Origin of the sequence: Pseudomonas sp. Pf153 (assembly GCF_001269775.1) — a bacterium.
In the GTDB taxonomy this organism is placed as follows: Bacteria; Pseudomonadota; Gammaproteobacteria; order Pseudomonadales; family Pseudomonadaceae; genus Aquipseudomonas; species Aquipseudomonas uvaldensis.
Genome location: NZ_LHVL01000013.1, coordinates 193,849 through 205,094, shown reverse-complemented (window position 1 = coordinate 205,094; position 11,246 = coordinate 193,849). Strand labels below are relative to the sequence as shown.

The window sequence follows — 11,246 nt, the reverse complement described above, 5'->3', positions numbered from 1 at the left end:
AAATGAAAACGGCCTGGACATGGCCAGGCCGTCAACAATTGTAATAAATACCTTACTTCAGGACAGCCAGCGCAGCGTCGTAGTTGGGCTCTTCGGCGATTTCCTTGACCAGTTCGCTGTGCAGCACCGTGTCATTTTCGTCCAGCACCACCACGGCGCGGGCCGTCAGGCCTTTCAGCGGGCCGTCGGCAATGGCCACACCGTAGTTCTGGATGAATTCAGCACCCCGCAGGGTGGACAGGTTCTGAACGTTCTCCAGGCCTTCGGCGCCGCAGAAACGCGCCTGGGCGAACGGCAGGTCGGCGGAGATGCACAGCACGACGGTGTTGTTCAGCTCGTTGGCCTGGGCATTGAACTTGCGCACGGAGGTGGCGCAGGTCGGCGTGTCGACACTCGGAAAGATGTTCAGCACTTTGCGCTTGCCGGCGAAATCCTTGAGGGAGACGTCGGACAGATTGCCGGCAACCAGAGAAAAGGCTGGCGCCTTGGAACCGGCTTGTGGCAGTTGGCCGTTGACCTGGACCGGGTTGCCTTTGAGGGTGACTTGAGCCATGAACGGTTTCCTTCTGACAGGTTTGAAAATGGTGAGGCCGGAGTTAACCACGAATCGGGCGCCGGACCTATGGCTGGACATGAAAAGTCATGATCCGCCTGCCCTCGTGGGAGCAAGGCTTCACTCCTCCAAGGAAATTATTTCGCCTTGAGCTTGAGGAATGACTGGTGCAAATCCGAAGCCCATCCGTCAATGACCCCTTTGACATCATCGGGTTTCATCACCTGGGATTCGTTGGACAACGGCTTACCCGTCCCCTTGCGCACCACTTGGGCCACCACCGCATTGTTGCCTCCGTCAAGAAACACCGCTTCGGTACCCAGGGTGGTTTCCTGATCGCGAATGCCGCTGGCGGTACTGACCGCAGCCGCCACCAACGCAATCGGCACCACCTCGTACGGTTTCAGACCTTCAGTCTTGCTGCTGACTGCGGTGATGGCCGCACGCATCACCAGCACGCCAGGACCCGGACTGGTTGCCAACGGCAGGGATTTTGCTGCTTCGCGCATGAGCGCCTGATCGTAATACCCTGTGATGCCGGACAAGGTTGCCTGGGGGATCTTCACGGTGGGCTGCGGCTTGGGATACAGCTGCGTCGGTTCGATGTAGATCCGGGTGTACTTGTCAGGGTCGATCTTCGGATCGATCCACCGCATCACCACGGCGCCCGACGGTGATTTCTCCTCCTTGAGTCGGCTGTAGTCGCCCAGGAATCCGGAGTATTCCTCAGGCTGGGTGACTTTGCTCGAACACCCCGCCAAAGCGAGCGTGGCGATGCAAACAGAGCCAATCATTGACGCGAACTTCATGTCTTCACTCCTGTAAGCCACACGAGACGGGGCCGGAACTACAGGTATAGCCAAAGGGCAGGTTTTTGCCTGTTTGCCAAATCGGAAAACCTTTCTGGCATGGCGGGGCCGCTACCGGCAAATCCGATGAATGGAAGCTCTTATGCCTGGGTTTTCCATCCCACCTGTCAGGAATGACAGTAGTCAAAGTCGCACGTGGAAGGTTTCATGAAATGACCGCCGGGACGGTAGACCGCCGATGCCTGACAACCGGAGAACGCGACATGACCAGCCATCCCCTAGACAGTGAAATAGTGCAGATCGACCCCGTCATCATCCTGGGCATGGTGTCGGTTGAACACCCTGCGGCCCCCCACGGCGGTGTCCCGCTTCGTTTGCTCATCAATGGATCGTTACCCCTTCTGGTGGAGCCCTGGACCCCGCAGGCGCCCTTTGATGACGCCCGCATATTGTTGGGCACTTCCGATATCCCCGTCTTGAACAAGACCATCCTGCCGGGCGAAGAAAATAAGTCGTTCACCCTGAACCTGCCGGGTGCCCTGCTGAGCAACGGCATCAACCAGATTCGCCTGAGCGTGCTGCGTGTGGGTCAGTCAATTCCCGAGACTTCACAGCCATTGAACATACTCTTCCACCGGCCACAACCGGGAGGCGAAGTCTCTACCCCAGGCGACAATCCCAACCTCACCCTCGGCCTGCCTGCCGATGTCATTGCCAACGGCGTGGATGCGGCGGCGGCCAACCAAGGGGTGATACTGACCGTTCGCTATCCGTACATGAGGGACAAAGATGTCATCACACTGGATCGTGACAGCCAGGAAATGCCGCGCCCCGTAAGCGCTGCCGAAGCCGCGGCCGGTAGTGTGGACATCATTCTGAGGACGGCCGACTTCTGGCAAGACAATCCCAGATTCGCCTTGCGGTACAGGGTCGCTGACTTGTTGGGCAACTCCAGCGGCCCACAGGCGATATGGTCGAGAACCACCTACATCGATGTACATATCCGCCAACCGACACTCGACCTCACCAAACCCCGGGTACTGGAGGCCAGGGAGCTCAACGGTCAACGCCTGAACTTCGAAAACGATTTCTACGAGGCTCAATTCGCCAACGTCGAGGTGAATTACATCGGGTCGGCGCCGGGGCAAACCGTAAAACTGTATTGGCTGGGACGCAGCTCGACGTGGGGCAGTGAGCCCCAGACCGTTTCGGTCGCAGGACAAACCTTGAGATTCCAGGTGCCCCGAAACGAGGTGGTGGACTGCATCGGCACCGGGGCGGAGGTCAGCTACACCGTCCGCCTGCCCGGCACCAGCACGGACATTCCGTCGAAGGATCTGGACCTGACCGTTACACCACAAAAATACACGCTACGGGAACCGACCCTGGACAGCAGCAAGACCAATCTAAGGGCTTACCATCCTGCCCTGTTCACTGCGCACAAGGCCCGGATAGCCCTGTTTGGGGTGACGACCCGCTACGGCGAGGAAATCCCAATGACCGCCGGGACCACCCAGACCGACTTGGCCGTCCCCCCCGCCTGGATAGCGGAAAACCGGGGAAAACCCATCATGATCAACTGGACACTCAGGGAAACCGGCACCAACGCGCCGATTATCTTTTCCTGGTTTCTGAGACTGATTGCCTGACCCGTCTTTTCCACCGGGCCACAGCTCTGATCCACACCTGGCGCTGCTTTTCTAAAAGTAGGAGGATGTATCGTGCGTGATTTAATGGGCGCTCTGTTAATGACGTTGATGGTCGGTTGCGCCCAGGTCACGACAGCGCCGCCTTCTCCCATCACGATCAATGGGGTTCAGGTACTCGACGGTCCGGCCACCGCCGAATCCCTGACGACGCTTTATCACCGGAAATTTCCCAACTGCAACACCTCCGACTCGCAACCCGCATTCCTTTGTTCGGGCGTCACCTTGAGGGTGACGATCAAGGACCCCGCAGAGCAATACAAAGTCTGGGATCCCAGCCCGACCTCAATAGCCAACGGCGGAGTGTCATTCTCCTATCTACGCGCCGACGCCAATTTCGGTAGGCTGGCATGGGGGCATGGCAACGGCTATATCCTCTATCCCATTTTCGGAGCACCACAGGACAAGATTGACTTGGACTATCTGTGCTCATTTCCGATGGATGCCTGGTCCTGGAATCGAACGACGCCTTGCGGACACTCCGTCGACTACCCCGCGCTAAGCCGCCCCTGCCACCTGGCCGGCGTGACCACCGCGCAACAATGGTTGGGCGTGTGGACGATGCCAGGGGGCAACGAATACCTGCGGCAATGCGGATTCGATGTCCAGGATGACCGTAATCACCTGGCTGGCCCTGCGTTCTACCAATCGGTACTGGGCAAGGTTCTGGTAGGGGCGCGTGGATTCGCGGAGCATAACGAAATCATTATCAAGACCTGGACGCCAGGACGGCCGAACACGTTTCCCCTCATGGCGTTTTTCTTTATTGCGGGCGGCACCAACGAGGGGTTGGCCGATGCTCGATACAACCAGCGCGATTTCTATAACTCCACCAATCCGAAAATCATAGTACCGATCATTCGTTTGACACCCGCTAACACTGCCGCCGGAAGCGCCACGTTTACCTATGTGGCGGCCGATCAAGCGGTGGCGCAATGACGTGCTTGTTGTTTCAACCTATGGGCAAAGCGTTGCGACGGTTGATATTGGGATCAGCGGGCCCGCTGTTGATCGGTTTGATGATCGGTTGCACGCAGCTTACGACTAAACCGCCTGAGATCATGCATATCAACGGTACTGACATACTGGATGGACCGGGGACCGCTGCTTACTTGACGACGCTTTACAATCGCAAATTCCCCAACTGCAATCGAGTCGACTCTCAACCTGCATTCCTTTGTTCGGGCATTACCCACAGGCTCACGGTAAAAGACCCCGCTAACCTTTACAAAGTCTGGGATCCCAGCCCTATCTCAGAATCCAATGGTGGGGTGTCTTTTTCCTATATGCGGGCGGATACCAACTTCAGTGCTTTTGGCGGCAATTACCAGAACGGCTATATCATCTATCCATTTCTCGAGGCGCCTGCGGGCAAGATTCAGTTGTTTTATATGTGCTCCTATCCGATGGACGGATGGACCCAAAGCCGGATTCAGGTTTGTGGTCCTCATGCCGATTACCCCAACCATAGTCATCTGTGCCAATACCATAACGTGACCATAGCCGAGCAATGGGTCTATGTTTGGACATACCCAAATCCGAGTGCCGAACTTCATCGCCAGCAATGCGGGTTCGACGTCTCCGACGACCGCAATACTTTAGCCGCGCCGGCATTCCATGAATCCTTGCGAGCCAGGGCCCTGTTGGCTGCGGTCCATCCAAGCTATGCGGCCCAGGTTTTCAGCGAGCATAACGAAATCATCATCAAGACGTGGGCGCGAGGACAGCCCAACAATCTTCCAATCCTGGCGTTCTTTTATGTCGCGGGATATCCCCTTGGTTTGGCCGAGGCCCAATATAACCAACGTGACTTCTACAACTCGACCAACCCAAAAATCCTGCTACCGATCATTCGCCTGACACCCGCAGCCAGCCTCAGCCAGAGCGCCTCTTTCGCCTATGTCACGACCGATCAAGCGGTGAGGCCCTGAATACCGCCCCTTAGCATCGACTCCGGGAGCCAGTACCAACCACAGCCGATCCAGGCACCATTACACCTGCCACCAAGATGAGCGCAACAGTTGATCTTGCGCTGGCATCCGTTCATCGACGAATAGAGACTCCAGGCAGGCCTGCCTTGTCGGTACAGGCCATTGTCTGAGGATTGACGAATGCGCACCATTGGCTTGATTGGCGGCATGAGCTGGGAATCCAGCGCCGAATACTATCGCCTGATCAACCAAGAGGTTCGAGACCGACTCGGGCCGTTGCGCTCGGCGCAGTTATTGATGCACAGCGTTGATTTCGGCCCGGTGGAACAGGCCCAGCATGCCGGTCGCTGGGACGACGCCGCCGCGATACTCGTGGATGCGGCGCGCCGGCTTGAAGCCGGCGGCGCCGAGTGCGTGGTGCTGTGCACCAACACCATGCACAAGGTCGCGTCGCAGATCGAGGCAGCCATTTCGATTCCGTTCCTGCACATTGCCGAACCCACTGGTCAGGCTGCCCTTGAGGCGGGCACCGTGACGGTCGGACTGTTGGGCACCGCCTTCACCATGGAACAGGACTTTCTCAAGGACCGACTGGGCGCACAGGGTTTGAACGTCCTGATACCCGACACCCAGGAGCGCCAGGCGGTGCATCGCATCATCTATGACGAGCTCTGCGTGGGCGTGATCAGTCCGGCATCGCGCCAGGTCTACCAACGCGTCATCGACTCCCTGGCCGAACGCGGCGCACAGGCAATCATCCTGGGTTGCACGGAAATCGGCCTGCTGATCAAACCCGAACACAGCCCCCTGCCCCTGCTGGATACCACCCACCTGCATGCCCGTGCGGCGGTGGCGTTTGCGCTGGGGGATTGACCGACGCTTTTTACTCCAGGGCTCGCACATAACAACCGCGCTCCGCCAGCAGCGCCGCGAACCATTGTGTAGGCTTGTTCGCGATAGCGGCGGCACATCCAGCCTCACCGGTTCAGGCAGACCGCTATCGCGAGCAGGGCTCGCTCCCACAGGGAACTGCGGTCCGTCAGGTGCACCGTGAACCACTGTGGGAGCCCAGCTTGCTGACGATGACTGCGGCTCATCCAGCATCACCGGCTCAGGCAGACCGCTATCGCGAGCAGGCTCGCTCCCACAGGGAACTGCGGTCCGTCAGGTGTACCCCGAACCACTGTGGGAGCCCAGCTTGCTGGCGATGACTGCGGCTCATCCAGCATCACCGGCTCAGGCAGGCCGCTATCGAGAGCAGGCTCGGTCCCACAGGGAACTACGGTCCGTCAGGCGCACCGCGAACCATTGTGGGAGCGAGCCTGCTCGCGATGACGGCGGCACATTCAACATCGCTATGCCTGGAACCAGTCCCCACGCTCGTCCAGTGTGTGGCGGATCAGCTCGACGAGCATCTGCACCTGTGGGACGTGCCGGGGCTGGGTGCCGACGGCCATCCACAAGTGGCGTTGCATCGGCACGTCGAACAGCCCCGGCAAAGCGATCAAGCCACGGTCGAAGTGGCTCATGTATTGGGGTAGCAAGCCGATGCAGGCGCTGCAACGGATCATCTCCAGCATCAGTTCGTAGGACTGCACTTGCACCACGCCAGCACGGCGTTGCTCGATCAGGGCGTTCCAGGGGGTGAAGCTGTCCACCTGCCGGTCCGCCTGCCATTGCACCAGCATGTAGTCGTTCAGGTCGCCCAGGCAGCCAGGCCGGGTGACGGGTCTTGAATAGCGTTTGGCGATATGGGGCAGATAGTCCAGGCGCGCCAGCCGTTTCGCTGGTTGCGTGGGGAAACTTGGCCCTGCCACCGAACCGAGCGGATCACTCAACCACAGCACAAGGTCGGCACTGACGGATTGCAGCGCCATTTCGCTGTCCAGTGTGATGATCTGCAGGCGCACACTGGCATTGCGGCGTAATAACGCGATCAGGTCACGCCCCAGGATGTCATGCAGGATCGACTCGGCCACGGCCAGGCGGATCAGTGGCTGGTCGAGCATGGGCTGCGGGCCGCCGTCGGCCAGTGCGATCAGCCGCGACTGCAACTGGCGCCCCTCACGACTGAGGGTCAAGGCACTCCCCTGGAAACTGAACAACGAACGTTCCAGCCGTGCTTCCAGCTGCGCCAGTTGCTTGCGCAGCCAGGTCGTCTTGACGTTGAGGCTGCGGGCTGCCTGCATGAAGCAGCCGCAACGGGCACTGACCAAAAAGCACTGCGCCACTTGGGGTTCGATGTCCACGGCCAGCGCCAGCCAGGGTTCGGGGGCACGCAACGGTGCACGGTATGGAATGGCGGCCTGGCGTCCTGCGGGCTCGATGAAGGTCATGGGTGACTCCCTGTCGGTTGTACAGATAAGCGGGGAACGCGTGAGACTCCAGCCAGCACATTCCCTCGCCACGGGCAGAAGCTGGTCTAATGAGTCTCCTCCAACACCTTGCTCAACTGCGCCCCATCGATGCTCAGGGTCGCCGTATCGAGCATGCCATCCAGGTAGGCCTTGGCAATCTGCTCCTGACGCTGGGCACGCAGGGCCTGGGTCAGTTGAGCGCGCACTTCGTCCAGGGTGGCTTCCCGGGCCGGTTGCTGCTCGGTGAGTTTGATCACATGGAACCCCGCCGCGCTCTGCACCGGTTCCGAAACGGCGCCTGGTTTCAAACGCGCCACCGTCTCACGCACTTGCGGCACGAATTGCTGCAGCGGTTGCATGCCGCTGTCCCCGCCCCGCTCGGCACTGGCACGATCCTGGGAAAAACGACTCGCCAACGCCGCTAATTCTCCCGGCGATGCCTGGGCTTTGCGGCTCAGTTCGACCGCTTGCCGGCGCACCGCTTCCACCGTTTGCGGCTCAGTGGCCGCCAGGAATATCTGACTGACCCGATACAACGTCGGCGTCGTCCAGTTGGCTTTCCCGGCCTCGTAGGCCTGCTTCAGTTCCTCTTCGCTGGGATACCCAGCCGGCACCTGACTGACCGACTGCAAGTAATCCCGGAACACAATCTGCTCGGTCGCCGCCCGGGTCTGGCGCTCCACGTCCGGTCGCTGTCGCCAGCCTTGGGCATCGGCCTGCTCCAGCACAGCTTTCTCCGCCAGTCGCGCCCGGATCCAGCCTTCCAGTGCCGCCCGGTTGCCACGCAGCTGTTGCCGCACGTCTGGCGTCATCGCCTTGAACAAGGCCTTCAACTCATCAGGACTGACAGTTTGACTGCCCAATCGCGCCAGGCTTGGCGATTCGACCGAGACCCCATTGGCGGTCTGCACGGCAGCCACCGGATCGTTTCCTGGTCGCAGGCCCAGGACCACTGCCACGACCAGCAGACCTGCCGCCGCTGCGCTAAAGACAACCGTCGGCTTTTTCACGATGCAGCAACCTCCTCCACCGGGGCCTCGGCCTGGGCCTGCATACGCAAGGCGTTCTGGCTGTATTCGCGCAGATAAACAATAAATTCCTGCAACAGACGGTCCCACAGTTCAAGGTTGCTGCGCAGATGGTCGGCGCTGACACCCGCGGCCACCACCACATCCATCTCCATCACCAGGAATTCACCCTGCACCGACAACCGGGCGAAGCGCCGGGAGGCATTCCACAATTCGGCCAACCCGACCGGCAACTCACCTTGCACCCGCAGGGCGCAGCTGAACGTGAAGTCCAGATAGTCGCCAGCCGTTGGCGTCGGATTGCCGAAGCGCACCGCGAAACCGATGCCCTGGCTGGCACTGAGCAATTGCACGATACCGTTTTGATCGGTTTGGTTGACCCGGTAGCCAGCAGCCTGTAACAGCTCGGTCAGGGATTTTGGGGAGACGTGTTCGATCAATGAAGTCATGCTCGGTTCATCCTTGCTATCAATGGGTAATCGAGGCCTGGGGCGCATCGAAACGGTTCTTGTAGAGCTCGTCGCCAATGCCCTGGGCCAGCTCTTCGAAACGCACCCGGGCCTTGGCGGCGAACGGTTGGCGGATCTTCATGACATCAGCCACATCGATGGTTTCGTAGGCGTGCAGCAGAGATTGGGCCACTTCGTACATCTGCTGATTCTTGACCGAACATTGCTGCACTTGTGTGTCACGTTCGGTCAATTTCGCTTCCAGGCGGGCCCGTTCGGCCTCCTTTCCGCGGGCCAGGACCAGTAGTTCGTCGTAGGCTTTCTTGAATTTGCCGATCTGCTCATTGCTGGCCGCCACCTGGGCCTGGGCCTGGTTCTGCAGGCTTTCCTGGCGCCCGGCCAGTTGCTCAGCCTGGGCCTGGGCCTTGGTCAACTGCGCGGTCAATTGCTTGATCTGCGCCTGGGCCTCCCTGGCCTGGCTTTCGGCGGCCTGTCGGGCGGCACTGGCCTGGGCCTGTTCACTTTGCAGGGCCTGCAACTGCGCGGTGGTGCTGCGCAGTTGCGCCCGCAGGCGCTCCTCCAGGCCTTCACCGTGGGCACTGGCATTCAAGAACAGACCCAGCATCAGCAACGCAACGGGATAAGGAATATTGGCTCGCCTTTTCATGAGGCCTCCCTGCGCTTAGAAGCGCGTGTTGATTTCAAGCTGCATCACGTCGATGTCGTACGGCGCGCCGTACACCGCTTCGGAACTCAGCCAGCGACCGGTGGCGAAGACGTTGCTCGCCAGGCCATAGTTGCCGCCCAGGAAATAACCCTTGGCGTTGGTGCCGCCCAGGTGGAACGACGAGTCGTTGAAGCCGTCCGGCAAGGCATCCGGCTGGATGTACTTGTAGCCGGCGAACAGGTTCCAATCGCCTTCGCGTTTGAGCTCCAGCGCGTTGCCCAGGGTGAATTGGAACATCCAGGCGTTGGCGCCGCTTTCCAGCTCGCCGTTCTCGTCGAGGTTGTTGGCGAACTGGCCTTCGGAGCGCTTGCGCATCTCGCCTTCGTCGTAGCCCAGGTTGTGCACGTAGTGCGCCTGGCTGCGCAACTTCAAGTCCGAGGGCAGGTCGGTATCCAGCGCCAGATTCAGGTCCAGCAAGTTGAACTCCGAAGCCAGGCCAACATACTGCGGCTGTGGCGTGGTGGACGGATTGAGGGGATTGGGCGTGATGTCGCGCAGCAGGAATACCGTGTTGCCCTTCTGCATGAAGGCCACGCGAGAGCCGTCGCTGTCGCAGCCCGGGTCACCGGCCCAAGGCTGGCACGGCGAGGACCGCTTGCCCTCGATGTCATCGAAGCGGTAATAGGCCAGCGCCCCCTTGACCCGGTTACTGTCGTTGATCGCCCAGTTCGCCCCCAATTGCGCACCGTAGAGCCACTTGTTGTCGCTCTCCTCCTTGTCGGTCCCGTTGCTGGTACTGGTGTCGTTGGTGTACTCCACCGGAAACGCACCGACGGTACCGAACAGCCCCCAATCCTGGTTGAGCTTGTGGTTGAAAATCGCCGCCACGCCGTCGAAGTTCAGGTCGCCGGAATACAACAGGTCGGTGGAGAAAAACGGGTTGGCGAAACGCCCACCGGTCAGGGTCAGTTCATCCGACGGTTTCCAGGTCAGGTAACCCTGGTCGAGCCAGATGTCTTTCTTGCCGAAACCGCCGCCCAGGGTCTGGGTGGTGGACACCGGGTTGTTGTCCGAGCCGGTACCGATCCGGATACCGGCGGTCCATTGCGGCGCGATCACGGCTTTCATGCCCAGGCGCGCTCGCAGGCGGAACAGATTCTCCCGGTCTTCGCGGGTGTTGAGCAACGGCGGCAGGCTGGAACTGCTGTTGGGGTTGACGTCGTACGGTCCCTTGTCATTGAGCCGGGCGAAGTCGACGATCTCGTTGCTGTTGTTGCCCGAGTAGTAGCGCGACTCATCCCGCAGGCGAATATCGCCATCGAAACTGATGCGCGACACCCAATCCGGAAAGGTGTTGGGCTGGGCCCAGTTTTCCTGTTTGGCGGTGGCCATGACTTCCGCCTTGACCTGGTCGCGGATCTGCTCACGCACGATGTTCGGCACGTATTGCACCCGTACGTCTCCCGGCGCCCCAGCGGGTGCTGCGGCAACCGCTGCCGAGGCCTGGCGGGCCTGCACGGCTTCACGTTCGGCCTGGGCGATCAAGCCATCGGCCTGATCCTGTTTCAGCACGCCCTGCTGCACCAGCAGTCGGATCAGATTGATCGTGGCGTTTTCCGAAGGTGCCGGGGCGGCGGCCGCATGCCCGGCCAGGCTCAGGACCACCAGGCCGACCGTCCACGACAATCGATTCACATTGGAAATCATCTGCACACAACTCCTGTTGGCAAACTTTCAAGCATTCGG

Annotated in this window: 11 protein-coding genes; 4 read left to right on the top strand and 7 right to left on the bottom strand. The window is 60.1% G+C overall.

Annotated features, from left to right (window positions below):
• Nucleotides 1-52: 52 nt before the first annotated feature.
• Both tpx and AD666_RS09825 read right to left on the bottom strand, forming a co-directional pair.
• A complete protein-coding gene (tpx, locus tag AD666_RS09830; protein WP_024779993.1) occupies nt 53-553 on the bottom strand; it encodes a thiol peroxidase in 501 nt (166 codons plus the stop codon).
• Nucleotides 554-690: 137 nt separating this feature from the next.
• Nucleotides 691-1,362 carry a DUF3313 domain-containing protein gene (locus AD666_RS09825; protein ID WP_053150940.1) on the bottom strand — a complete coding sequence of 224 codons (672 nt, stop codon included), beginning with the start codon at nt 1,360-1,362 and terminating at the stop codon, nt 691-693.
• A gap of 263 nt (nt 1,363-1,625) precedes the next feature.
• Between AD666_RS09825 and AD666_RS09820 the strand changes: the two genes are divergently transcribed.
• From AD666_RS09820 to AD666_RS09805, 4 genes are all read left to right on the top strand, one after another.
• Nucleotides 1,626-3,011 (top strand): hypothetical protein, encoded by a 1,386-nt coding sequence (locus AD666_RS09820; RefSeq protein ID WP_053150937.1) that lies wholly within the window; start codon nt 1,626-1,628, stop codon nt 3,009-3,011.
• A gap of 72 nt (nt 3,012-3,083) precedes the next feature.
• Nucleotides 3,084-4,007: a halovibrin HvnC gene (locus tag AD666_RS09815; protein ID WP_156315929.1), complete on the top strand. Its 924-nt coding sequence runs from the start codon at nt 3,084-3,086 to the stop codon at nt 4,005-4,007.
• Complete coding sequence (locus AD666_RS09810) at nt 4,004-4,999, top strand: halovibrin HvnC (RefSeq protein WP_256222564.1); 996 nt, start codon at nt 4,004-4,006, stop codon at nt 4,997-4,999. The genes AD666_RS09815 and AD666_RS09810 overlap by 4 nt, the downstream gene beginning before the upstream one ends.
• Nucleotides 5,000-5,179: 180 nt before the next feature.
• Nucleotides 5,180-5,872, top strand: coding sequence for an aspartate/glutamate racemase family protein (locus AD666_RS09805; RefSeq protein ID WP_053150934.1), 693 nt, complete (start codon nt 5,180-5,182; stop codon nt 5,870-5,872).
• A 482-nt stretch (nt 5,873-6,354) separates the two neighbouring features.
• Here AD666_RS09805 and AD666_RS09800 read toward each other — a convergent pair whose 3' ends face one another.
• The 5 genes from AD666_RS09800 to AD666_RS09780 form a co-directional block, all read right to left on the bottom strand.
• Nucleotides 6,355-7,335, bottom strand: coding sequence for a LysR family transcriptional regulator (locus AD666_RS09800; RefSeq protein ID WP_053150931.1), 981 nt, complete (start codon nt 7,333-7,335; stop codon nt 6,355-6,357).
• An 86-nt stretch (nt 7,336-7,421) separates the two neighbouring features.
• Nucleotides 7,422-8,366: a peptidylprolyl isomerase gene (locus AD666_RS09795; protein ID WP_053150928.1), complete on the bottom strand. Its 945-nt coding sequence runs from the start codon at nt 8,364-8,366 to the stop codon at nt 7,422-7,424.
• A complete protein-coding gene (locus AD666_RS09790; RefSeq protein ID WP_053150925.1) occupies nt 8,363-8,833 on the bottom strand; it encodes a YbjN domain-containing protein in 471 nt (156 codons plus the stop codon). The genes AD666_RS09795 and AD666_RS09790 overlap by 4 nt, the downstream gene beginning before the upstream one ends.
• 19 nt (nt 8,834-8,852) lie before the next feature.
• Nucleotides 8,853-9,500 (bottom strand): hypothetical protein, encoded by a 648-nt coding sequence (locus AD666_RS09785; protein WP_053150922.1) that lies wholly within the window; start codon nt 9,498-9,500, stop codon nt 8,853-8,855.
• 15 nt (nt 9,501-9,515) lie between these two features.
• A complete protein-coding gene (locus AD666_RS09780; RefSeq protein WP_053150919.1) occupies nt 9,516-11,207 on the bottom strand; it encodes a putative porin in 1,692 nt (563 codons plus the stop codon).
• Between the last annotated feature and the right edge of the window lie 39 nt (nt 11,208-11,246).